The following is a 21200-nucleotide window of genomic DNA, read 5'->3' on the forward strand; positions in this document are numbered from 1 at the left end:
TCAGCCAATCCTTTTCAGAACAAGCGGCGGTTCTTCGGGTGCCGCGGGGCCGATCACATAGGCGGCCTGCACGGCACGGACCGCAGCCTCGGCCGCATCCACGGTGGCGGCATGGACCATGGCAAGGGGCACACCCGCGCCCGCCTCTTCGCCGATGCCCGCCAGATCGGCCAGCCCGACCGAGGGGTTCACCCGGTCACCTTCGCGCAGGCGTCCGCCGCCCAGATGCACCACGGCATGGCCCAAAGCCTCACCATCAATGGCGGTCACAAAACCGCTGGCGGGGGAGGGCACCTCACGCACCACGGGCGCTGCGGGCAGACGGTCGGGCCAGCGTTCCACGAAATCCGCAGGCCCGCCCTGCGCCGCGACCATGCGGCCGAACCATTCCGCCGCGGCACCGGATTCCAGCGCCTGTTCCACCCGGGCGGCGCCGTCATCTGTGTCGCGCGCCAGTCCCGCCAGCGCCAGAACCTCGCCCCCCAGAAAGGCGGTCAGGTCCCAGAGCGCGGGATTGACCGAGGTGCCGGTCAGCGTCTCCATCACCTCGATCACCTCCAGCGCATTGCCCGCGGCGGTGGCAAGGGGCTGCGTCATATCGGTGATCAGGGCCGCGGTCATGCAGCCCGCGCCCTTGGCCGTGTCAACCAGCGCGCGGGCCAGCACTTCGGCCTGGGCTTCGGTCTTCATGAACGCGCCAGAGCCGCATTTCACATCCAGAACCAGCGCCTCCAGCCCGGCGGACAGCTTTTTGGACAGGATCGAGGCGGTGATCAGGTCCACGCTTTCCACCGTGCCCGTCACATCGCGGATGGCGTAAAGCCTCCGGTCGGCGGGGGCGAGGTCGGCGGAGGCGGCGACGATGGCGCAGCGCACCTCATCCAGCTGACGGCGGAGTTGTTCCTCGCTCATCGCGGTGCGGAAACCGGGGATCGCCTCCAGCTTGTCCAGCGTGCCGCCGGTATGGCCCAGACCCCGGCCCGAGATCATCGGCACATAGGCACCGCAGGCGGCCAGCGCAGGGGCCAGCAGCAGCGAGATGCAGTCGCCGATGCCGCCGGTGGAATGCTTGTCCACCACGGGGCCGTTCAGGTCCCATTCCAGCACGCGGCCGCTGTCGCGCATGGCGCGGGTCAGGGCGACGCGGCCGGGATCGTCCAGCCCCTTCAGCAGCACGGCCATGGCAAAGGCCCCGGCCTGCGCATCGGTGACGGCCCCGCTGGCCAGCCCGGCGGCGAACCAGCGCAACTCGTCAGCCGTGGGCTGCCCGCCATCGCGGATTTTCGCGATGATCAGGCGGGCATCCATCAAGCGCGGTCCATATGGGCGGCGGTAAAGACGCCGGGCAGCAGCTCTGCCACGGTGACGGTCTTGGTCTTGCCGTCCACCGTGGCCATGGTGACCTGCACGCCCGGTTCGGCGAATTCGGCGATCTTCTGGCGGCAGCCGCCGCAGCAGGGCACGGGTTCCGGGCTGTCGGCGATCACGAAGACCTCGGCAATCTTGTAGTCCCCGGCGGCGCACATGGCGGCGATGGCGCCCGCCTCGGCGCAGGTGCCTTCGGGATAGGCCACGTTTTCCACGTTCACGCCGGTGTAGACCGTGCCCGAGGTGGCCCGGATCGCAGCCCCCACCTTGAAGCGCGAATAGGGTGCATAGGCCATATGCCGCACTTGGGTTGCGGCGTCCTTCAGGCTCATGTCGGATCTCCTTGACGGCCTCCCGTCCCTGACTGTGGCGCAAGGGCAGGGCATCCGCAAGTGCAGGGCGCGGCTGGTCCCGGCGGCGGCTTGCCGTTACTCTGGCGCGAAACGGACGGGAGAGAACGGTGGATCAGACGATTGCGGCCTTGCCGAAGGTGGAACTGCACCTGCATCTTGAAGGCGCGGCACCCCCCGCGTTCATCCGCGGGCTGGCGGCAGAGAAGAAGGAAGACATCTCCGGCGTGTTCGATGCGCAGGGGAATTACAGCTACACCGATTTCTGGCATTTCCTGAAGGTCTATGAGGCGGCGACCTCAGTCCTGCGCACGCCCGAGGATTACAAGCGGCTGACGCTGGCGGTGCTGGAGGAAAGCGCCGCTTCGGGCGTGGTCTATTCCGAAACCTTCCTGTCCCCCGATTTCTGCGGCGGCCGCGATGTGGGGGCGTGGAAGGAATATCTGCATGCCATCCGTGAGGCCGCGGATCAGGCGGAGCGGACCATGGGCATCACGCTGCGCGGGATCATCACCTGCATCCGCCATTTCGGCCCGGAAAAGGCGCGGGAGACGGCGCTGTGTGCCGCGGAAACCGCGGGCGACTGGATCACCGGCTTCGGCATCGCGGGGGATGAGAAGGTACTGGAGCCGAAGGATTTTCTGTGGTCTTTCGACTGCGCGCGTGAGGCGGGGCTGCGGATTACCGCCCATGCGGGCGAATGGCAGGGGCCGCAGGGCATCCGCGACACGCTCCGCGCGCTGAACCCCGAACGGCTGGGCCATGGCGTCCGCGCCATCGAGGATCTGGCGCTGGTCGATGAGCTGGCCGAGCGCGGCACCGTGCTGGAGGTCTGCCCCGGCTCGAATGTGGCGCTGGGGCTCTACAAGGACACCCGTGCCCATCCGATCAACGAACTGGACCGGCGCGGGGTCAAGGTCACCGTCTCGACCGACGATCCGCCGTTCTTCCACACCACCATGGCGCAGGAATATGCCGCGCTGAACGCCGCTTTCGACTGGGATGGCGGTCAGTTCCGCCGGATCGCGCGGCAGTCGCTTGACGCGGCTTTCTGCGATGCCGATACGAAAGCGAAGATCGCGAAAAAGCTGGAGGCCTGACATGCTGGATCATCTGACCGTCGTTTCCCACCCGCTGGTCCAGCACAAGCTGTCGATCATGCGCGACAAGGACACCTCGACAGCGTCCTTCCGCAAGCTCTTGCGCGAGATCAGCCTGCTCCTGGCCTATGAGGTCACGCGCGAACTGCCGATGACGACGAAGCGGATCGAAACCCCGCTGGAGCCGATGGACGCGCCCTCGATCGAGGGGAAGAAACTGGCGCTGATCTCCATCTTGCGGGCGGGGAACGGGTTGCTGGACGGTATTCTGGAGCTGATCCCGGCGGCGCGCGTGGGGTTCGTGGGGCTGTATCGTGACCCGGAAACCCTTCAGCCGGTTCAGTATTACTGCAAGCTGCCCGATCATCTGGAAGAGCGCGTCTCCATCGTGGTGGACCCGATGCTGGCCACCGGCAATTCCAGCGCGGCGGCGGTGGACCTGCTGAAGAAGGCCGGGGCAAAGAACATCCGCTTCCTGTGCCTCCTGGCGGCGCCCGAAGGGGTGGCCCGGATGAAGGCCGCGCATCCCGATGTGCCCATCGTCACCGCGGCGGTGGACAGCCATCTGAACGACCACGGATATATCGTGCCGGGACTAGGGGATGCGGGCGACCGCATGTTCGGTACGAAATAGAGGGTGTTTTCAAGGCTTTCCCTTTGACTTGGAAACAGTCTTGTTCCACTATCGCCCAAGCTGCTTGGGGGTAGTGATGTCTGGAAAAGTGATTTCTGCCGCGATCCTCGCGGCGGCGTTCGGGGCTTTGCCCGCGTTTGCCGATCTGCGTGGCCCGGCCGAACTGCCGCCTGCCAGCTACAAGGGGCAGCAATATGTCGACAGCCGCGGCTGCGTCTTCCTGCGCGCGGGCTATGGCGGGCAGGTGACCTGGGTGCCGCGCGTGACGCGCGACCGCCAGCAGCTTTGTGGCTATGGTCCTTCGGGTGGAGAGGTCGCCGTGGCCGAGGCGCCCGCACCTGCCCCCGCGCCGAAGCCCGCCCCGGCCCCGGCCCCGGCGCCCAAAGTGGCCGAAGCGCCCGCCCCGGCCCCCAAGGTGGTGACAGCCCCGGCGCCGAAAGTGGCCGCGGCCCCCGTGCCTGAAGTGGTGCGCCCGGTGACCCCCACCGAAAAGGCCGCCACCAAGACCGCCACCGCGAAAGGCACCGTCGTCACGCCCACGGGCGGCGCGGGTTATTCCATCGCCTGCCCGGCGGATACCCCGGTGGCCGAACGGTTCGAGGTGCGCGGCGGCGGCAGCAAGATCATGTGCACCCGTGGCGACGGTTCGCTTCACGGCGCGAATTTCCCGCGTCTGGTGGCGGGCAGCACGGCGGGCCATGCCGTGGGCTATGACGCCCATGTCGCCGCAGGCGGCAGCGCCGTCTCGCCGTCCGGGGTGGCCGCGGCTGTTGTGCCGGGGACGACCAAGACCACGAAATCCACCAAATCGGCCAAATATCCGTCGCCCGTGCCGCCGCCCGGCTACAAGATGGCGTGGAAGGATGACCGGCTGAACCCGAACCGCGGCAAGCAGACCGTCGAAGGCTTCATGGCCATGGACGATATGTGGACCCGCACCACGCCTTCGGAACTGCGCGAGGACAGCAAGGTCGTCCGCAAGAAGGTGAAGATCATCGTCCGCAAATCCGACGGGTCCGAGGTTCTGCGCGAAGGCTATGTCGTGACCGGGCCGGACGGTGGACGCAAGGTTGAGGTGATCGGCGGGACGGGCGTTTATGCCTCGACCAAGAACGCCCCCGATCCTGTGGCCACGGCCAAGAAAACCGAGGCGGCGAAAAAGCCGGTGAAAGAGGCGCCGAAGGCGGTGTCGGGGAAGCTTTTGGTGCAGGTCGGAACCTTCGGCGTGGCGTCGAATGCCGATGGCGCTGCGGGCAAGCTGAAGTCGATGGGCCTGCCTGTGGCGCGCGGCAAGGCAAAGGGCGGCAGCCTGCAGGTGATCTATGCCGGGCCCTTCGCCTCGGCCGCGGAGGCCAAGACGGCGCTGGCCGCGGCGCGCCGCGCGGGCTTTTCCGATGCGGTGATCGTTCAGTAACCGGGGCAGGGGCGGCTCAGGCCGCCCTGACCCGTGGCCACTATGGCAGGCCTCTGATCCTGCCACGGGCGGTTGTGTAGTCCGTTCGGCTTAGGACGGCCTAGCCGGAGCAGACGGATTGCAGCGCGATCCAGTCATCGTCCGGCATCAGCGGACTGGGGATCAACCCCTTGAACGGATCGCCCTCGATCAGCCCCTTCACGCTTTCGCCCGAGGGATCGCGCCAGCGGGCATAGGGCGACAGCGGCACCTGTGCGGCCTCGAATGCGGCGATCATTTCGGCATCGGGGACCGTCACGGGCAACTGACGCAGGAATTCCTCGCCATAGCCGTCCAGCGCATCGGCAGGCAGTTCGCCCGAGGTCAGAAGGTCGAAGCTGGCTTTCAGTCCGGCATGGTCCAGAATATCCAGCAGCGGATCGCTGCCCTGCGCGGCCACGGACTCGGCCAGCGCGGCCCCGGCCAGCGCATCGGGGGATTCCTCGTCGATCAGGCTTTTCGGCAGCAGGATCAGCCCGCCGGGCAGATGCGCCGGCCGCGACAGCCCCTCGGGCAGGACATAGAGGATCGGCGTATTCTCGGCGCCGAAGACCCGCTCGGCCAGCGAGGCAAGCGCAGGCAGGCCCAGATCACCGTCGCAGGGGGCGCCGGTCAGGCGGGTGATGTCATCCAGCGCCCGCTGGCCGATCTCGGCCCGTTTGGCCGCAGGCACCGCCTTTGCCGTATGCGAGACCAGAACCCCCGGCACCACGAAAGCCGCCACCGCCAGAATGGCCGTCAGCGTGCCGCCGATCAGGACGCCGCGCAGCCGCCCGGGATGGGGCTTGGCCGCCCGTACCGCCGCCGCCACCGTCTTCAGCGCGGCGATCATATCCTCGTCTTCGATTTCGACCGTTTCCAGCGCATCTTCGCCGGGGCCGAACAGCGCAGGCCGCTGACCTGCATTCAGCCGCCGCACGGCGGGCAGCGACCAGTGGCTGAGCACCTCTTCGGACCGCGGATCGGTCAGCATCAGCGTGGCCTCGCCCATGCGGACCACGACTTCGCGCCGCTGCGCTTCGGGCGTGTCGCGCCAGAGGCCGGTGCATTCCAGCCGCTGATAGCGCGCCAGCGCGGTGCCCGTTGCCTGCCTGCCTGCCCGTCTCTTCATGGCGGGGACCTTATCCTTCCCGCGCGGCCGCCACAACAGACCGCGGGGGCGGGGGACGGAAATCAGATCAGTTTGGCCACTGCCCGCAATTCATACTTCTGGATCTTCCCGGTGGAGGTCTTCGGGAGTTCGGAAAAGACCACGTGTTTCGGCGTGGCAAAGCCCGCCAGCAGGCCGCGGCAATGGGCGATCAGCTCCGCCTCGGTGGCGGTGGCGCCGGGCTTCAGCTCGACAAAGGCGCAGGGCACCTCACCCCATTTGTCATTGGGCTTGGCCACCACGGCACAAAGGCTGACCGCCGGGTGCCGCATCAGCGCGCCCTCCACCTCGACCGAGGAGACGTTTTCGCCGCCCGAGATGATGATATCCTTCGCGCGGTCGGTGATCTTCAGATAACCGTCCGGGTGCTGGAATGCGATGTCGCCGGACCGGAACCAGCCATCCTTGAATGCCTCGGCCGTCGCTGCCGGGTTCCGGTAATAGCCCTTCATCACCATATTGCCGCGCAGCGCGATCTCGCCCAGATGGGCGCCGTCGCGGGGCACGGGCTCGCCCTTGGTGTCATGGACCGTGGCGCCGTCCAGCATCGCCATGGCCACCCCGGTGCGCGCCTTCAGTGCGGCGCGGTCATCGCCTTGCGCGCCATCCCAGTCCGGTTTCCACAGACATTCGGTGGAGGGGCCATAGGTTTCGGTCAGCCCGTAAACCTGCGTGACGTTGAACCCCAAGGGTTCGAACGCGGCCAGCGTGGCGGCGGCGGGCGGGGCGCCGGCGGTAAACACCTCCACCCGATGCGAGAACGGGCGGCGGTCTTCGTCCTTTGCGTTCACCACCATGTTCAGAACGATCGGCGCACCGCCGAAATGGGTGACGCCTTCGTCGGCGATGGCATCGTAGATCGCCTTCGCGGTGATGTCGCGGCAGCAGACTATGGTGCCGCCCATCATCGGGACCAGCCAAGGCTGCACCCATGCGTTGCAGTGGAACAGCGGCACGATGGTCAGGAGGACCGGGTAAAGCTGCATCCGCCAGGCGATGACATTGCCCATGCCGGAGAGGTAGGCGCCGCGGTGGCTGTAGACCACGCCCTTGGGCCGCCCGGTGGTGCCGGAGGTGTAGTTGATGGCAAGGCTTTCCCATTCATCTTCGGGCATCAGCCAGGTGAAGTCCGGGTCGCCGCTGTCCAGAAGCGCGTCATAGGTCAGATAATGGCCCGAGGGGGTGAAGCCGTGGTCGGTCACCTCGATGATCTGGGGCGCGGGGCCGTCCATCGCCTTGATCGCCGCCTCGGCCAGGGGGATCAGCGCGGTGTCGCAAAGGACGATCTTTGCCCCTGCATGGCCAAAGATATAGCCCACGGTATCGGAGTCCAGCCGGGTGTTGATGGTGTTCAGCACCGCGCCGCAGGCGGGCACCCCGAAATGCGCCTCGGCCTGCGCGGGAATGTTCGGCAGCAGCGTCGCCACCACATCGCCCGGCCGGATGCCCCGCCGCTGCAGGCCAGAGGCAAGGCGGCTGACCCGCTGACGGTATTCGGCATAGGTCGTGCGGGTGGATTTCCAGACCAGTGCCGGGCGGTCGGCGTGAATGTCGGCCGCGCGCAGAAGGTGCGACAGGGGCGTCAGCGGCACGTAATTCGCCGCACATTTCTCCAGCCCCGACTCGTCAGCCAGCCAACCCATGAAACCTCTCCCTCATGTCGCCTTTGGGCGCGCAGGGGGCAGAGTATCAGGGTTCAACTGCATGAAAAGAGACGAAGTGACAGGCCCATGACGACATCTGACCGCACCCTTGCCGCCGCCGGGCTGATCCTTGGCTATGCCGCGCTGATCGGGTTCACCGACAATTATGTCCGCGTCATCGCGGTTGAGGCGGGGCTGTGGCAGTTCCATCTGATGCGCAGCCTTATGGTGGCGGTGCTCTTGGCGCTGGCGGTGCCGCTGTTCCGGCTGCAGCTGCGGCCCCTGCGCTGGAAAGGGGTGGCGGCACGGTCGGCGATCCATGGGCTGGCCATGCTGATCTACTTCGGCGCGCTGGCCTTTCTGCCGGTGGCGGTGGTGGCGGCGGGCCTGTTCACCGCGCCGATCTTCGTCCTGCTGATCTCGCGCCTTGCCTATGGCCATGCCCTGGGGCCGGTGCGGATTCTGGCGGTGGTCACCGGCTTTCTGGGTGTCCTTCTGGTGCTGGGGCCTGAGGCCCTTTCGGGTGCCTCGCTCGCCGCGGTGCTGCCGGTGGCGGCGGGGGCGCTCTATGCGCTTGGCAATATCGCCACCCGCGAATGGTGCGCGGGCGAGGCGGCCGAGACACTGCTGGCCGGGTTCTTCGCCGCGCTTGGCGTGCTTGGCGCCATCGGGCTGGCGGTCCTCAGCCTCTGGCCGCTGCCGGTGGCCGAAGGGGCGGATGGCTTCGTGATGCGCGGCCCGGTCTGGCCCACGGCAAGCGTGCTGTTCTGGACCTTCGTACAGGCGGCGGGGTCGCTGGTGGGCGTGGGGCTGATGATCCGGGCCTATCAGATCGCCGATGCGGGCCGGGTGTCGGTGCTGGAATATGTGATCCTGCCCGCCTCGGCCCTGTGGTCGTGGATCATCTGGGGAGAAATGCTGTCATCCCGGGCCTGGGCGGGCATGGCGCTGATCGCGGTGGCGGGGGCGATGATCGCGCTGCGCGCCCGCAGTCAGGAGGCGCTGCCCGCGGCCTGACCTTGGAGGGTCAGAGGTCGCCCACTTCTTCGCGCCAATGGCGGCGGCACAGGCTCTGATAGGTTTCGTTCCCGCCGATCACCACCTGCTCCCCCTCTTTCAGCGCGCGGCCGTCGGGGCCTTTGCGCACCACCATCGTGGCCTTCTTGCCGCAATGGCAGATGGTGCGGACCTCGCGCATCTCATCGGCCCAGGCCAGAAGCGCGGCCGAACCGGGGAACAGGTTGCCCTGAAAATCCACCCGCAACCCGTAGCACATGACCGGCACCCGCAGATCGTCCACCGCGCGCGCCAGCTGCCAGACCTGATCTTTGGTCAGAAACTGCGCCTCGTCGATGAAGACGCAGGCCAGAGGGGCCGCCGCCTGCCGTGCGGCGATCAGGGCGAACATGTCATCCGCGGCGGTAAAGCTGTCGGCCGCGGCGCCAATGCCGATGCGGCTGCCGATCCGGCCCGCGCCCGCGCGGTCATCCAGCCGCGCGGTGATCAGATAGGTGCCCATGCCGCTTTCCGTATAGTTGTGGGCGGCCTGCAAGAGCAGGGTCGATTTCCCCGCATTCATGGTTGAGTAGTGGAAATAGAGCTTGGCCATGGCGATGCCCTAACGGGGCCTTGCCTTCCTGACAAGTCCGCAGGTGAGGGCCGGGCGGCAGGGTCCGTGTGGCAGAAACAGGCGGGCAGGGGGTCCGGTCCCAGTGTGGTGGCATTCGCGGACGCAGACGCGCCATGAATTCCCCCGGGACGGGGCTGAACCTGTCCGTGACTGTTTACCACGGTTTCCCGCACACTCACCTTTGGACGGGTCCGCCGCCTGGCCAGACCTTGAAACCGGCGTCCCCGCCCGGAAGCGGCGCGACGGACCCCCCACCCAAGCCGGTGCTGGGGGCACCGGCCACTCGCTACAGTCCCGGTTCCCCGGGACACCTTTATTCATGACAAAGGTTTGCCAGCCGATTAATGGGAAAGGATGTGATGATTTCCCCGGCCCGGTTTTGCACGTCTGGCCGGGGCCTTTGGGGAACAGGGCATGTCGGCGGCAAGCTATCTGAAAAAACACACCGAAGCGCTGGTGAAGGATGTGGGCATCGAAGCCGCCTGCGCCATCACCGGCAAGTCGAAGGCGACGCTCGGGCGGTATTATTCCGACAGTGACGAGCATGAGGACCGCTTCATGCCCATCGACGTGGTTGCCGATCTGGAGGCTGCCTCGCGCTTTCCCCATGTGACCGCTGCGCTGGCCGATCTGCGCGGGATCACGATGTCCTATGACGCGGACCGCACCAATTCCACCTCGACCGGGGTCAATCAGGATGTGGTCGCGCTGGCGCAGCGGTTTGCCATGCTGATGAGCGAATACAATCAGGCGATCAGCGACGGCAAGATCAGTGTGAACGAGGCCAAGCGCATGCTGCGCGAGACGCTGGCGCTGCAGGAGGTGCTGTTGCAGATGAAGCTGAACCTTGAGGATGAAGTCAGCTGACCGCTGAAAAAGCGTAGGGCGGGGATGTCCCCGCCCGGTGGTTCTGACTGGTGGTTCTGCCCGGAAATTCTGGCGGGGATCAGCCGCCGCTTTTCGGGCGCGGCGCGCGGCGCGGGGCCTGTGCGCCGCCCTGCGGCCGCGGCTTCTGGCCCTGCGGGCGGGCGCCGCCGGGTTTCCCCGCGGGCTTGCCGCCCGGCGCGCCGGCTGCGGCGGCAGGGCGCGGGTTCTTCGTCAGCTTCTGGCCCTGACGCCCGCCATTCCCGGGCTTTTGCCCGCGGTTCTGGCCCGGACGGGGTGCGGCGGCCACCACATCGGCGGCCCAAGGCGCGCCGCCGATCACCGGCAGCGCCTTCTTCAGCAGCTTTTCAATGGCCTGAAGCTCCGACATCTCGGCCGGGGCGCAGAAGCTGATGGAGGAGCCTTCGGCCCCCGCCCGCGCGGTACGCCCGATACGGTGGACGTAGTTTTCCGGCACATTCGGCATGTCGTGGTTATAGACATGGCGCACGGTGGGAATGTCGATCCCGCGCGCGGCCACATCGGTGGCCACCAGCACATCCAGCGCCTCGCCCTTGAACTCGGCCAGAATGCGGTCGCGCTGGTTCTGGCTGCGGTTGCCGTGGATGGCGCCCACCTTGAAGCCCCACTGGTCCAGCACCTTGGCCAGCTTGTCCGCGCCATGCTTGGTGCGGCAGAAGACCAGCGCCTGCTCACCCGGGTGCTTTTTCAGATATTCTTCCAGCAGGCGTGCCTTGTCGCCGTTCGGGATGAAATGGACGCCCTGCGTCACCTTCTCGGCCGGTTTGCCGGGAGGGGCCACCTGCACCTTCACCGGATCACGCAGATAGGTGTCGGCAATCTCGGTAATGTCTTTGGGCATGGTGGCCGAGAACATCAGCGTCTGCCGCCGCAGCGGAATGTGCTTGGCGATCCGGCGCAGCGAATGGATGAAGCCCATGTCCAGCATGTGGTCGGCTTCGTCCAGCACCAGATAACCGCATTTCTCAAGGCTGACATTGCCCTGTTCGATATGGTCGATCAGGCGGCCCGGGGTGGCGACCAGAACATCGGCCCCCTTGACCAGTGACTGCGCCTGCTTGTTGACCGAGGCGCCGCCCACGACCAGCACGATCTTGACCGCGGTGCCCGCGGTGAACTGGCGGAAGTTGTCGATGATCTGGGTGGCCAGTTCGCGCGTGGGCACAAGGATCAGCGCGCGCACGTTCTTGGGTCCCGGCGGATGGCCAAGGTCCAGAATGCGGTGCAAAAGCGGCAGGCCAAAGGCCGCGGTCTTGCCGGTGCCGGTCTGGGCCAGACCCATCAGGTCACGCCCCTGCATGATATGCGGGATCGCCTGCGCCTGAATGGGCGTGGGCTGCTGAAGCTTGGTCTTTTCCAGAGCTTTCAAAATGTTGGGCGACAGGCCCAGTTCGGCGAAGGTGGTCATGGTCATTCCGGGAAAGGGGGCAGGGGCGCAAAGGCGCCCGGTTGCCCCCCCGATGCGCAGGAAATGCCGCCGATGTCAACCGGCGCAGGCCGGAACCGCCTGTCCCCGGCGGGGTTGGTCCGTGACGTGACGTTATGGTGACGTGCACGTCAACTTCTCTGCTAACCTGCGCGAAAAGGCCCATATGCGGCAGAACCCCGCCGCCCCCTGCGCCCGAACCGCCCGAGTGTCCGATGACCGCAACCGACCTGATGACCATCCGCGAGATGTGCGACGCCTTCGACGTGACGCCGCGCACCCTGCGCTTTTACGAAGCGAAAGAGCTGATCGCCCCGCACCGTCAGGGCGCACGGCGGCTTTATACCCGCAAGGACCGCGCCCGGCTGAAGCTGATACTGCGCGGCAAGAGGTTCGGCTTCAGTCTGGAAGACATCCGCCAGATCCTGAACCTGTATGAGCGGGAAGGCTCCAACCTCCAGCAGATGCAGCGGACCTATGACCTCGCGCAGGACCGGCTGCGGATCATGGAGGCGCAGCGCGACGAGCTGACCGTCGCCATCACCGAATTGAGGGCCGAACTGGCTGCGGGGGCCGATCTGATCGCCACCGTGCGCAAGGCCGCCGAATAGCGCCACGGCGCAGAGAAGACCAAGGGAGAGAGAGATGACCAGCTACACCGCCCCCCGCAAGGATATGCAGTTCCTGTTGCAGGAGGTGCTGAACGTCGCCGCTTCGGACATTCCGGGGTATGCCGATCTGGACGAAGGCTTCACCTCGGCCGTGATCGACGAGGCGGGCAAGGTCGCCGAAGAGGTGCTGGCCCCCCTGAACGCCGTGGGCGATGCCGAAGGCTGCGTGCTGGAAAACGGCGTGGTGCGCACGCCCAAGGGTTTTGACGCGGCCTTCCGCGCGATGAAAGAGGGTGGCTGGACCGCGCTGGACTGTGACCCGGACTATGGCGGGCAGGGCCTGCCCTATATCATGGGCACCGCCGTCGGCGAGATTTTCGTATCCGCCAATATGGCCTTCAACATGTATCAGGGCCTGACCCACGGCGCCTATTCGGCGATCCATGCCCATGGCACACCCGATCAGAAGGCGAAATACCTGCCCAAGATGGTGTCCTGCGACTGGACCGGCACCATGAACCTGACCGAACCCCATTGCGGCACCGACCTTGGCCTGTTGCGCACCAAGGCCGAACCGCAGGCGGATGGCAGCTACCTGATTACCGGCCAGAAAATCTTCATCTCGGCTGGTGAGCATGATCTGGCCGAAAACATCATCCATCTGGTGCTGGCCAAGGCGCCCGGCGGCGGCGAGGGGACCAAGGGCATCTCTCTCTTCATCGTGCCGAAGTTTCTGGTGAACGACGACGGCAGCCTTGGCGAACGCAACGGCGTGTCGGTCGGCAAGATCGAAGAGAAGATGGGCATTCACGGCAATGCCACCTGCGTGCTGAACTACGACGGGGCCAAGGGCTGGCTGCTCGGCGATCTGCACAAGGGCATGCGCGCCATGTTCACCATGATGAACGAGGCGCGGCTTGGCGTGGGCCTGCAGGGCTATGCCGTGGCCGAAGCCGCCTATCAGAACGCGTTGTCCTATGCCAAGGACCGCCTGCAGGGCCGCGCGGTGACCGGCACCCAGAACGCCGCAGGCCCCGCTGACCCGCTGATCGTGCACCCCGACATCCGCCGCGCGCTGATGGACCAGAAGAGCTTTGTCGAAGGCGCCCGCGCGCTGACCTTCTGGGGCGCCAGCCTGATCGACCGGGCGCATCACGGCGATGCGGCGGCGGACGGGCTGATCGGCCTCCTGACCCCGGTCATCAAGGGCTTCCAGACCGACCGCGGGTTCGAATCCGCCGTGCAGGCCCAGCAGATCTGGGGTGGCCATGGCTATATCGAGGAACAGGGCATGTCCCAGTTCGTCCGCGATGCCCGCATTGCCATGATTTACGAGGGCGCGAATGGCGTGCAGGCGCTGGATCTGGTGGGCCGCAAGCTGGCACAGGACGGTGGCAAGCATGTCATGGCCTTCTTCGAGATGGTGAAGGCCGAATGCAAGGCGCATGACGGCGACGACCGGATGAAACCCTTCACCGAGCCGTTGAAGGCCGCGTCCAAGCAATTGCAGGCGGCGGGGATGTTCTTCATGCAGAACGGCATGAAGAACCCCGATGCGGCGCTGTCCGGCTCCTATGACTTCATGCATCTGATGGGCCATGTCTGCCTTGGCCTGATGTGGACGCGGATGGCGAAGGCGGCTTTCGTGGCGCTGGATGGCGGCACCTCGGACAAGCTGTTCTACGAGACCAAGATCGCCACCGGCCGCTACTACATGGCGCGCCAGCTGCCGGCCTGCGCGATGCATCTGGCGCGGATCGAAAGCGGTGCCGATCCGGTCATGGCCTTGGCGGCCGAGGCGTTCTAACCTGCGGCGAAACGGGGCCGTCCGCGGCCCCGCCCACCCGCTCCGAAAGGCCCCCGCCCATGCCCCGCCGCTTTCGCCTGACCCGCCGCTTCCCCGTCGCCATGACCGAGGACGGCTACCGCAGGCTGAAACGTTTCGCGACCGAGGCGGGGCTGGACGAGGGCGAGGCTTTGTCCTTCCTGTTCGAGAATTTCGACAGCGTGATGCATGGCGAAAACCTTGGCCATCGCCTGCGGCTGTTCAATGCGGAGCTGGAGGCGCGGAAGAAATGACGGCCCAGTCTTGTCCGCGTTGCGCCCCGCCACCCCTTCGGACGCCTCCGGCGGGGGAGTATTTAAGTCAAGAGGAAGCCGCAAAGTCCACCTCATCCCGCATCACCCCCGGTTTGGTTGCCCGGTTGGCGGGATGAGGCTTCCCCTTGAACGGTCATCGGCTCTCCAGCCTGTACCGTGCTGAACTGTGTAGAGGAAAAGGGTTAATGAAACCTGTCTTCCTCTTGATCCAAATACTCCGCGGGGGTGCGGGGGCGCGAAGCCCCCGCGGTCTGCGGATCAACAGGAGGAACGCATGGTCACGAAACTCTGGTGCTTCGGCGAAAGCGGTAATGCCTACAAGGTCGCGTTAATGCTGACCCTGACCGGCGCCGAATGGGAACCGGTTCATCTGGATTTCTTCGCGGGTGCGGCGCGGAGCCCGGCCTTCCGGGAGATCAATCCGATGGGCGAGGCGCCTGTGCTGGAGATCGGCACCCGCAGGCTGACGCAATCCGCGGTCATGCTGCGCCATCTGGCCAAGTCCTCTGGCCAGTTCGGCTGGACCTCGGAGGAGGAAGAGGATGAGATCCTGCGCTGGCTGTTCTGGGACAATCACAAGCTGTCGACCCAGGTCGGCACCACCCGGTTCCTGATGAACTTCCTGCCCGCCGAAAAGCGCCCGGCCGAGGCCATCGCCTTCCTGCAGGGGCGGATCAAGGCCGCCTTTGCCGTGCTGAACGACCATCTGGCCAGTCGTGACTGGGTGGTGGCGGACCGGCCGACCATCGCCGACCTGTCGCTGTGCGGCTATCTCTATTACCCCGAGCCCTTTGGGTTCGACCGGGCCGACTGGCCCCATATCGACCGCTGGCTGGACCGGATCGCCGCGCTGCCGGGCTGGCAGCATCCCTACAGCCTGATGCGCCGGGCCTTTCCGCCCGCGGCATGATCCATGCTCAGCCGGGGCGCGCTTCTGGCCATCGGGGCCTATCAGCGGCACCTCTCGCCGCGGAAGGGATATGCCTGCGCCTATCGCGTGGCCCATGGCGGCACCGGCTGTTCCGGATTTGCCAAGGCGGCGATTGCCGAGGCGGGTCTCTGGCGGGCGATCCCGGCGATCCGCGCGCGGTTTGCGGCCTGCCGTGACGCGGCGGAAGAATTGCACAACTCCCCGGCAGGGGGTGAAAGTGACACCAAACGCCGGCGCGACAGCTGCGATCTGACAGGCTGTTCGGGTTGCGATCTGCCTTTCCGCGGCTGTGGCCGCGCCGATGACACACCGAATTGCGACTGCGCGCCGGATGGCTGCGGGTCCTGAGAACCGGAGGAGACGACCGATGACCGAAGCCTATATCTACGACGCCCTGCGCAGCCCGCGCGGCAAGGGCCGCCCCGATGGCGCGCTGCATGAGGTGACCTCGGTGTCGCTGTCGGCGCAGATGCTGAACGCGGTGGCGGAACGGAACAACCTGTCGGGTCACGCGGTCGAGGATGTGATCTGGGGCAATGTCACGCAGGTGGGCGAACAGGGCGGCTGTCTGGCGCGCTCGGCCGTGCTGCTGTCGGATCTGGACGAACGGATTCCGGGCCTGTCGATCAACCGCTTTTGCGCCTCCGGGATGGAGGCGGTGAACCTTGCCGCCAATCAGGTGAAGGGCGGCGCCGGTCAGGCCTATATCGCCGGCGGGGTCGAGATGATGGGGCGCGTGCCCATGGGGTCTGACGGGGCGGCGATTGCGGTAGACCCGGCGCTGACCTTCAAGACCTATTTCGTGCCGCAGGGCATTTCGGCCGATATCATCGCCACCAAATTCGGCTTTACCCGCGAACAGGCCGACGTCCTGGCCGCCGAAAGCCAGCGCCGCGCGGCGGAGGCGTGGGAGGCCGGGCGGTTTCAGAAATCCATCGTTCCGGTGCGCGACCGCAACGGGCTGATCATTCTGGATCATGACGAATACATGCGCCCGGGCACCACGGCGGAAACGCTGGGGGCGCTGAAGGCCAGCTTCAAGGATCAGGGCGAGGTGATGCCCGGTTTCGACAAGATGGCGCTGATGAAATACCCCGAGCTGGAGCGGGTGACGCACATCCACCACGCGGGCAACTCCAGCGGGATCGTGGACGGGGCGGCGGCGGTGCTGATCGGCAATGCAGAATTTGGCCGCGCCCACGGGCTGAAACCCCGCGCCCGCATCCGCGCCACGGCCAAGATCGGCACCGATCCGACGATCATGCTGACCGGTCCGGTCCCGGTGACCGAGAAGATCCTGAAGGATGCGGGCATGAAGATCGGCGACATCGACCTCTTCGAGGTGAACGAGGCCTTCGCCGCCGTGGTCCTGCGCTTCATGCAGGCCTTCGATGTCTCGCCCGATGTGGTGAACGTCAACGGCGGCGCCATCGCCATGGGCCACCCGCTGGGCGCCTCCGGAGCGATCATCATCGGCACCCTGCTGGACGAGATGGAACGGCGCGACCTGACCACCGGCCTCGCCACGCTCTGCATCGCCAGCGGCATGGGCGCGGCCACCATCATCGAGAGGGTGTAATGCCCAAGCTGGACCTCTCCACCGTCCCGCTGAAAACCGGGTCGATCTACCCCTCGCCCTATGCCGAGATGATGGCGGGGCGGTCCAGCCTGCGGTTGGGGCAGGCGGCGGGGCTGACGCAGTTCGGGGTGAACCTTGTCCGGCTGGAGCCGGGGGCCGTCTCCAGCCTGCGGCACTGGCATATGGCGGAAGATGAATTCGTCATGGTGCTGACCGGGCAGCTGGTGCTGTTGCAGGACGAAGGCGAAATCCCGATGGGACCCGGCGATTGCGCGGGCTGGCCGGCGGGCGACACGAACGGCCATTGCTTCCGCAATGATACCGCGGAAGTGGCGACCTTTCTGGTGGTGGGCAGCAAGGCCCCGCGTGAGGTGGCGACCTATTGCGACCACGATTTCCGGGTCGAGATGGAGGCGGGCGCGGCAAAGTTCACCTACCGCGACGGCACGGACTGGAACGGCGTGCGATGAAAGTCGATCCCGCCACCGCGCCCCTGAACCGCAATGCGCAGGGGGTAGAGACGCTGCACCTGTCCGATGCGGGCGGGCTACGGCAGTTCGGCTGCTATCTGGAAACGCTGCCGCCCGGCGCCGCCAGTTCCGAACGGCATTGGCATTCGGCCGAGGATGAATTCCTGTTCCTCCTCTCCGGCAGCGCACTGATGCTGGATGATGATGGCGAGACGCTGCTTTTGCCCGGCGATGCCGTGTGCTGGCCGCATGGCAACCCGAATGCGCACCGCATCCTGAATGACGGCGATACGCCCTGCCGCTATCTGATCGCGGGCAGCCGGGTGGCGGGGGATATCTGCACTTACCCCGACAGCGGGCGGAAACTGGTGAACCATGCCACCACATGGGAGGTGCTGGAGGCCGACGGCACCCGCATGCGCGGGGGCGACCTGCCACCGCATCTGATGGAGCTGATGCCCGCATGGGGCCTGCCGTGGGACCCGTCCCGCCCGGCCCTGCGCCACCAATCCGCCACGACGCGGCAATGGGTTTGGGAGCGGGGCTATGTCCACCCGGTCTTGGGGCCGCTTGGCGATTACCACCATGCCGTGCTGGGCGATCCCGGTGGGCTGACCCAGTTCGGCGTGCATCTGGAGACGCTGCCGCCCGGCGGCACTTCCTCCTTCCGGCACTGGCATGAGACCGAGGATGAGATGATCTATGTCCTCTCCGGCTTTCCCACGCTGGTCGAGGAGGAAGAGACCCGGCTTGCCCCCGGTGACGCCGCCTGCTGGCCCGCGGGCCATCCGACAGGCCACCGGCTGGAGAACCGCACGCCGGAGCCCGCGCAATACCTGACCCTTGGCACCCGCCTGCTGCGGGATGTCATCCACTATCCCGACCATGATCTGATCACCATCAAGGAGGGGGCGGCCCGGCGCTATCTGCATGCCGACGGCACGCCCCGAGGAGGAGCGAAATGAGCGATTTCACCAGCGTCACCGGCGCCGACGGCGTGGCCGTCATCACCTGGGATGTGGCCGGAAAGTCGATGAATGTCATGTCCACCGCGGGCTTTGCCCTGCTGTCCGATCTTGTCGATCAGGCTTTGGCCGATCCGGGCGTGAAGGGCATCGTCATCACCTCGGGCAAGAAGGATTTCGCCGGGGGCATGGATCTGAACGTCATCGCCCAGATGCGGGCGGGCGGTGCGCAGGCGATCTTTGATGGCGTCATGATGATGCACAAGGTCCTGCGTAAGATCGAACTGGCCGGGATGGACCCGAAAACGAAAAAGGGCGGCAAGCCGATTGCCGCGGCCCTGCCGGGCACCGCGCTTGGCATCGGGCTGGAACTGCCTTTGTCCACGCACCGCATCTTTGCGGCCGAAAACCCCAAGGCCAAGATCGGCCTGCCGGAGATCATGGTCGGCATCTTCCCGGGCGCGGGCGGCACCACGCGCCTTGTCCGCAAGATGGGCGCGATGATGGCGGCGCCCTTCCTGCTGGAGGGCAAGCTGAGCGATCCGAAGGCCGCCAAGGGCGCCGGGCTGATTGACGAGGTGGTCCCCGCCAATGAACTCCTGGACCGGGCCAAGGCCTGGGTCCTGTCCGCCAAGGACGCCGATCTGGTGAAACCGTGGGACGACAAGGGCTATAAAATGCCCGGCGGCAACCCCTATCACCCGGCGGGCTTCATGACCTTCGTCGGTGCCAGCGCCATGGTGCATGGCAAGACGATGGGCGTTTATCCGGCGGCCAAGGCGCTGCTGTCGGCGGTCTATGAAGGCGCGATGGTGCCCTTTGACACCGCCCTGAAGATCGAGGCGCGGCATTTTACCAGCGTTCTGCTGAACCCATCGTCTTCTGCGATGATCCGCAGCCTCTTCATCAACAAAGAGGCGCTGGAGAAGGGCGCGAACCGCCCGAAGGTCGAAGATCAGGCCGTGCGCAAGCTGGGCGTCCTTGGCGCGGGCATGATGGGCGCGGGCATCGCCTATGTCGCGGCGCAGGCCGGGATCGAGGTCGTGCTGATCGACGCCACGCAGGAGTCGGCGGACCGCGGACGCAAGCACAGCGAGGACCTGCTGGACAAGGGCGTGAAGCGCGGCAAGGTCACGGCCGAGAAGAAGGCCGAGGTTCTGGGCCGCATCACCGCCACCACCGATTATGCCGCGCTGAAGGGCGTTGACCTGATCGTGGAAGCGGTGTTCGAAGACCCGAAGGTCAAGGCCGAGGTGACGAAGAAGGCCGAAGAAGCTGCGGGTGAGGGCGCGATCTTCGCCACCAACACCTCCACCCTGCCGATCACCGGGCTGGCCCATGCCAGCGCGCGGCCTGAACAGTTCATCGGCATCCACTTCTTCAGCCCGGTGGATAAGATGATGCTGGTGGAGATCATCCGCGGCAAGGAAACCGGCGATGTGGCCGTAGCCAAGGCGCTGGATTTCGTGCGCCAGATCCGCAAGACGCCCATCGTGGTGAACGACGCGCGGTTCTTCTACGCCAACCGCTGCATCATCCCCTATATCAACGAAGGCATCCGCATGGTGGCGGAAGGCGTCGAACCGGCGCTGGTCGAAAACGCGGCCAAGCTGGTGGGCATGCCGCTGGGTCCGCTGCAGCTGGTGGATGAAACCTCGATCGACCTTGGGGTCAAGATCGCCAAGGCGACCAAGGCCGCCATGGGCGCCGATTACCCGGATGAGGCGGTGGACAAGGTGCTGTTCTGGATGGCCGATCAGGGCCGTCTGGGCCGCAAGGCCAATGCGGGATTCTACGCCTATTCCGACAAGGGCGAACGGCTGGAACTGTGGGCCGGGCTGGATGACAAATACCCGCTGGACAAGGTGCAGCCCAGCCTGACCGATGTGCAGCACCGGCTTCTCTTCGCGCAGGTGCTGGAGGCGGTGCGCGCCTTGGAAGAGGGTGTGCTGACCGACATCCGCGAAGGCGATGTGGGCGCCATCCTCGGCTGGGGCTTTGCGCCGTGGTCGGGCGGCCCGTTCTCGTGGCTGGACATCCTGGGCGCGGAACGCGCGGTCGAAATCTGCCGCGGCCTGACCGCGCAATTCGGCCCACGCTTCCACGCGCCGAAGCTGCTGGTCGAGATGGCTGAAAAGGGCGAGACCTTCTATGGCCGCTTCGGTCAGGGCGCCAAGGCGGCCTGAGGCCCCGCCGGGCCCTCCCGTCGTGCCGGGCCCGGTTCGTTACGGATCGAAGCGATAGCTGAAGCGGGCAATATCCTCGGCGCAGCACTCGGCCAGCAGGGCGGCATCCGCGTCGCTGTAATATCCCCGCCAATCCCTGTCGCGCGCGCTTTCATTCGCCTGCGGCAGGGTCAGGCGGAAGCCCAGATGCGCCTCGAACGGGGCGGCATCTTCGGCGAAATGTTCCAGCCGCAGGAAATGGCAGGGCCATTCCGTGCCGTCCGCGCGACGCACATAGGCCCCCGCAGGCCAAAGCCGCAGCGCCGCCACGGTCTGGGGATGGTTCAGGAACCCGCTGAACTCATGCGATTTCGCCAGCCCGACCGCGGGATGGGCAAAGCCCTGCGCGCGCAGCCAGTGATAATAGCTGACCGCGCGGTCCCAGGGGTTGCGGACCATGGCGACGATCATGAACCCGTCCAGCTCTACCGCGGTCACCAGCCCGATCACATCGGCCAGGGTGGAGTGTTTCCAGACCCGCCCCGCCGTCTTTACCCCATGCAGCCGCGCTTTGCGGGCGCGGGCCTTGGGCGTGTCGCCGATCAGCAGATCATCCTTCATCGCCCGCGCCTCCAGCGCGAGGCTGAGCGCCGTGCCACCGGTTTTCGGAATATGGACAAAGGCATAGCGGCGCCCGCGAGACAGGATCATAGGTGCCC

Annotated in this window: 21 protein-coding genes; 14 read left to right on the top strand and 7 right to left on the bottom strand. The window is 66.3% G+C overall.

Going from position 1 to position 21200, the window contains the following annotated elements:
* Both ACO2Q5_RS05230 and ACO2Q5_RS05235 read right to left on the bottom strand, forming a co-directional pair.
* Nucleotides 1–1308, bottom strand: a complete 1308-nt coding sequence (locus ACO2Q5_RS05230; RefSeq protein WP_423288618.1) for a thymidine phosphorylase — start codon at nucleotides 1306–1308, stop codon at nucleotides 1–3.
* Nucleotides 1308–1700 (bottom strand): cytidine deaminase, encoded by a 393-nt coding sequence (locus tag ACO2Q5_RS05235; protein WP_423288620.1) that lies wholly within the window; start codon nucleotides 1698–1700, stop codon nucleotides 1308–1310. The genes ACO2Q5_RS05230 and ACO2Q5_RS05235 overlap by 1 nt, the downstream gene beginning before the upstream one ends.
* Before the next feature lie 128 nt (nucleotides 1701–1828).
* Between ACO2Q5_RS05235 and ACO2Q5_RS05240 the strand changes: the two genes are divergently transcribed.
* The 3 genes from ACO2Q5_RS05240 to ACO2Q5_RS05250 all read left to right on the top strand — a co-directional run bounded on the left by ACO2Q5_RS05240 (nucleotide 1829) and on the right by ACO2Q5_RS05250 (nucleotide 4866).
* Complete coding sequence (locus ACO2Q5_RS05240) at nucleotides 1829–2818, top strand: adenosine deaminase (protein WP_423288622.1); 990 nt, start codon at nucleotides 1829–1831, stop codon at nucleotides 2816–2818.
* Between the two features lies 1 nt (nucleotide 2819).
* On the top strand, nucleotides 2820–3452 hold the full coding sequence (upp, locus tag ACO2Q5_RS05245; RefSeq protein ID WP_423288624.1) for a uracil phosphoribosyltransferase: 633 nt from the start codon (nucleotides 2820–2822) through the stop codon (nucleotides 3450–3452).
* A 76-nt stretch (nucleotides 3453–3528) separates the two neighbouring features.
* Complete coding sequence (locus ACO2Q5_RS05250) at nucleotides 3529–4866, top strand: SPOR domain-containing protein (RefSeq protein WP_423288626.1); 1338 nt, start codon at nucleotides 3529–3531, stop codon at nucleotides 4864–4866.
* Between the two features lie 100 nt (nucleotides 4867–4966).
* Here ACO2Q5_RS05250 and ACO2Q5_RS05255 read toward each other — a convergent pair whose 3' ends face one another.
* Nucleotides 4967–6016 carry a hypothetical protein gene (locus ACO2Q5_RS05255; protein WP_423288628.1) on the bottom strand — a complete coding sequence of 350 codons (1050 nt, stop codon included), beginning with the start codon at nucleotides 6014–6016 and terminating at the stop codon, nucleotides 4967–4969.
* 62 nt (nucleotides 6017–6078) lie between these two features.
* The gene (locus ACO2Q5_RS05260) at nucleotides 6079–7698 is read right to left on the bottom strand and encodes an AMP-binding protein (protein ID WP_423288630.1); all 1620 of its coding nucleotides are present in this window, start codon (nucleotides 7696–7698) and stop codon (nucleotides 6079–6081) included.
* Between the two features lie 87 nt (nucleotides 7699–7785).
* On the opposite strand from ACO2Q5_RS05260, the gene ACO2Q5_RS05265 reads away from it, so the two are divergent.
* Complete coding sequence (locus ACO2Q5_RS05265; protein WP_423288632.1) at nucleotides 7786–8715, top strand: DMT family transporter; 930 nt, start codon at nucleotides 7786–7788, stop codon at nucleotides 8713–8715.
* 10 nt (nucleotides 8716–8725) lie between these two features.
* On the opposite strand, the gene ACO2Q5_RS05270 is transcribed toward ACO2Q5_RS05265, so the two are convergent.
* Nucleotides 8726–9307, bottom strand: a complete 582-nt coding sequence (locus ACO2Q5_RS05270; protein WP_423288634.1) for a thymidine kinase — start codon at nucleotides 9305–9307, stop codon at nucleotides 8726–8728.
* A gap of 435 nt (nucleotides 9308–9742) precedes the next feature.
* Here ACO2Q5_RS05270 and ACO2Q5_RS05275 point away from each other — a divergent pair, with 435 nt between their 5' ends.
* Nucleotides 9743–10195 carry a hypothetical protein gene (locus ACO2Q5_RS05275; protein ID WP_423288636.1) on the top strand — a complete coding sequence of 151 codons (453 nt, stop codon included), beginning with the start codon at nucleotides 9743–9745 and terminating at the stop codon, nucleotides 10193–10195.
* A gap of 79 nt (nucleotides 10196–10274) precedes the next feature.
* On the opposite strand, the gene ACO2Q5_RS05280 is transcribed toward ACO2Q5_RS05275, so the two are convergent.
* A complete protein-coding gene (locus ACO2Q5_RS05280) occupies nucleotides 10275–11642 on the bottom strand; it encodes a DEAD/DEAH box helicase (protein ID WP_423288638.1) in 1368 nt (455 codons plus the stop codon).
* A 233-nt stretch (nucleotides 11643–11875) separates the two neighbouring features.
* On the opposite strand from ACO2Q5_RS05280, the gene ACO2Q5_RS05285 reads away from it, so the two are divergent.
* The 9 genes from ACO2Q5_RS05285 to ACO2Q5_RS05325 all read left to right on the top strand — a co-directional run bounded on the left by ACO2Q5_RS05285 (nucleotide 11876) and on the right by ACO2Q5_RS05325 (nucleotide 20502).
* Nucleotides 11876–12271: a MerR family transcriptional regulator gene (locus ACO2Q5_RS05285; protein WP_423288640.1), complete on the top strand. Its 396-nt coding sequence runs from the start codon at nucleotides 11876–11878 to the stop codon at nucleotides 12269–12271.
* A 34-nt stretch (nucleotides 12272–12305) separates the two neighbouring features.
* Complete coding sequence (locus tag ACO2Q5_RS05290) at nucleotides 12306–14078, top strand: acyl-CoA dehydrogenase C-terminal domain-containing protein (protein ID WP_423288642.1); 1773 nt, start codon at nucleotides 12306–12308, stop codon at nucleotides 14076–14078.
* Nucleotides 14079–14137: 59 nt separating this feature from the next.
* Entirely contained in the window at nucleotides 14138–14350 is a 213-nt protein-coding gene (locus tag ACO2Q5_RS05295; RefSeq protein WP_423288644.1) for a hypothetical protein, read from the top strand.
* A 295-nt stretch (nucleotides 14351–14645) separates the two neighbouring features.
* On the top strand, nucleotides 14646–15281 hold the full coding sequence (locus ACO2Q5_RS05300) for a glutathione S-transferase family protein (RefSeq protein WP_423288646.1): 636 nt from the start codon (nucleotides 14646–14648) through the stop codon (nucleotides 15279–15281).
* Between the two features lie 3 nt (nucleotides 15282–15284).
* Nucleotides 15285–15650, top strand: coding sequence for a membrane protein insertion efficiency factor YidD (gene yidD / locus ACO2Q5_RS05305; protein ID WP_423288648.1), 366 nt, complete (start codon nucleotides 15285–15287; stop codon nucleotides 15648–15650).
* Nucleotides 15651–15669: 19 nt separating this feature from the next.
* The gene (locus ACO2Q5_RS05310; protein WP_423288650.1) at nucleotides 15670–16881 is read left to right on the top strand and encodes an acetyl-CoA C-acetyltransferase; all 1212 of its coding nucleotides are present in this window, start codon (nucleotides 15670–15672) and stop codon (nucleotides 16879–16881) included.
* Nucleotides 16881–17351 carry a cupin domain-containing protein gene (locus ACO2Q5_RS05315; RefSeq protein ID WP_423288652.1) on the top strand — a complete coding sequence of 157 codons (471 nt, stop codon included), beginning with the start codon at nucleotides 16881–16883 and terminating at the stop codon, nucleotides 17349–17351. The genes ACO2Q5_RS05310 and ACO2Q5_RS05315 overlap by 1 nt, the downstream gene beginning before the upstream one ends.
* Nucleotides 17348–18316 (top strand): cupin domain-containing protein, encoded by a 969-nt coding sequence (locus ACO2Q5_RS05320; RefSeq protein WP_423288654.1) that lies wholly within the window; start codon nucleotides 17348–17350, stop codon nucleotides 18314–18316. The genes ACO2Q5_RS05315 and ACO2Q5_RS05320 overlap by 4 nt, the downstream gene beginning before the upstream one ends.
* Complete coding sequence (locus ACO2Q5_RS05325; RefSeq protein ID WP_423288656.1) at nucleotides 18313–20502, top strand: 3-hydroxyacyl-CoA dehydrogenase NAD-binding domain-containing protein; 2190 nt, start codon at nucleotides 18313–18315, stop codon at nucleotides 20500–20502. Before ACO2Q5_RS05320 ends, ACO2Q5_RS05325 begins: the two co-directional genes overlap by 4 nt.
* 39 nt (nucleotides 20503–20541) lie before the next feature.
* On the opposite strand, the gene ACO2Q5_RS05330 is transcribed toward ACO2Q5_RS05325, so the two are convergent.
* Nucleotides 20542–21192, bottom strand: coding sequence for a Type II secretory pathway, pullulanase PulA (locus tag ACO2Q5_RS05330; RefSeq protein ID WP_423288658.1), 651 nt, complete (start codon nucleotides 21190–21192; stop codon nucleotides 20542–20544).
* Between the last annotated feature and the right edge of the window lie 8 nt (nucleotides 21193–21200).

The organism is Neotabrizicola sp. VNH66 (genome assembly GCF_049445895.1).
In the GTDB taxonomy this organism is placed as follows: domain Bacteria; phylum Pseudomonadota; class Alphaproteobacteria; order Rhodobacterales; family Rhodobacteraceae; genus Pseudogemmobacter.

Coding starts and splice junctions, on each gene's coding strand:
- ACO2Q5_RS05230 (WP_423288618.1), bottom strand. CDS start 1,308: ATGGATGCCCGCCTGATCATCGCGAAAATCCGCGATGGCGGGCAGCCC.
- ACO2Q5_RS05235 (WP_423288620.1), bottom strand. CDS start 1,700: ATGAGCCTGAAGGACGCCGCAACCCAAGTGCGGCATATGGCCTATGCA.
- upp (WP_423288624.1), top strand. CDS start 2,820: ATGCTGGATCATCTGACCGTCGTTTCCCACCCGCTGGTCCAGCACAAG.
- ACO2Q5_RS05250 (WP_423288626.1), top strand. CDS start 3,529: ATGTCTGGAAAAGTGATTTCTGCCGCGATCCTCGCGGCGGCGTTCGGG.
- ACO2Q5_RS05255 (WP_423288628.1), bottom strand. CDS start 6,016: ATGAAGAGACGGGCAGGCAGGCAGGCAACGGGCACCGCGCTGGCGCGC.
- ACO2Q5_RS05260 (WP_423288630.1), bottom strand. CDS start 7,698: ATGGGTTGGCTGGCTGACGAGTCGGGGCTGGAGAAATGTGCGGCGAAT.
- ACO2Q5_RS05265 (WP_423288632.1), top strand. CDS start 7,786: ATGACGACATCTGACCGCACCCTTGCCGCCGCCGGGCTGATCCTTGGC.
- ACO2Q5_RS05270 (WP_423288634.1), bottom strand. CDS start 9,307: ATGGCCAAGCTCTATTTCCACTACTCAACCATGAATGCGGGGAAATCG.
- ACO2Q5_RS05275 (WP_423288636.1), top strand. CDS start 9,743: ATGTCGGCGGCAAGCTATCTGAAAAAACACACCGAAGCGCTGGTGAAG.
- ACO2Q5_RS05280 (WP_423288638.1), bottom strand. CDS start 11,642: ATGACCACCTTCGCCGAACTGGGCCTGTCGCCCAACATTTTGAAAGCT.
- ACO2Q5_RS05285 (WP_423288640.1), top strand. CDS start 11,876: ATGACCGCAACCGACCTGATGACCATCCGCGAGATGTGCGACGCCTTC.
- ACO2Q5_RS05290 (WP_423288642.1), top strand. CDS start 12,306: ATGACCAGCTACACCGCCCCCCGCAAGGATATGCAGTTCCTGTTGCAG.
- ACO2Q5_RS05295 (WP_423288644.1), top strand. CDS start 14,138: ATGCCCCGCCGCTTTCGCCTGACCCGCCGCTTCCCCGTCGCCATGACC.
- ACO2Q5_RS05300 (WP_423288646.1), top strand. CDS start 14,646: ATGGTCACGAAACTCTGGTGCTTCGGCGAAAGCGGTAATGCCTACAAG.
- yidD (WP_423288648.1), top strand. CDS start 15,285: ATGCTCAGCCGGGGCGCGCTTCTGGCCATCGGGGCCTATCAGCGGCAC.
- ACO2Q5_RS05310 (WP_423288650.1), top strand. CDS start 15,670: ATGACCGAAGCCTATATCTACGACGCCCTGCGCAGCCCGCGCGGCAAG.
- ACO2Q5_RS05315 (WP_423288652.1), top strand. CDS start 16,881: ATGCCCAAGCTGGACCTCTCCACCGTCCCGCTGAAAACCGGGTCGATC.
- ACO2Q5_RS05320 (WP_423288654.1), top strand. CDS start 17,348: ATGAAAGTCGATCCCGCCACCGCGCCCCTGAACCGCAATGCGCAGGGG.
- ACO2Q5_RS05325 (WP_423288656.1), top strand. CDS start 18,313: ATGAGCGATTTCACCAGCGTCACCGGCGCCGACGGCGTGGCCGTCATC.
- ACO2Q5_RS05330 (WP_423288658.1), bottom strand. CDS start 21,192: ATGATCCTGTCTCGCGGGCGCCGCTATGCCTTTGTCCATATTCCGAAA.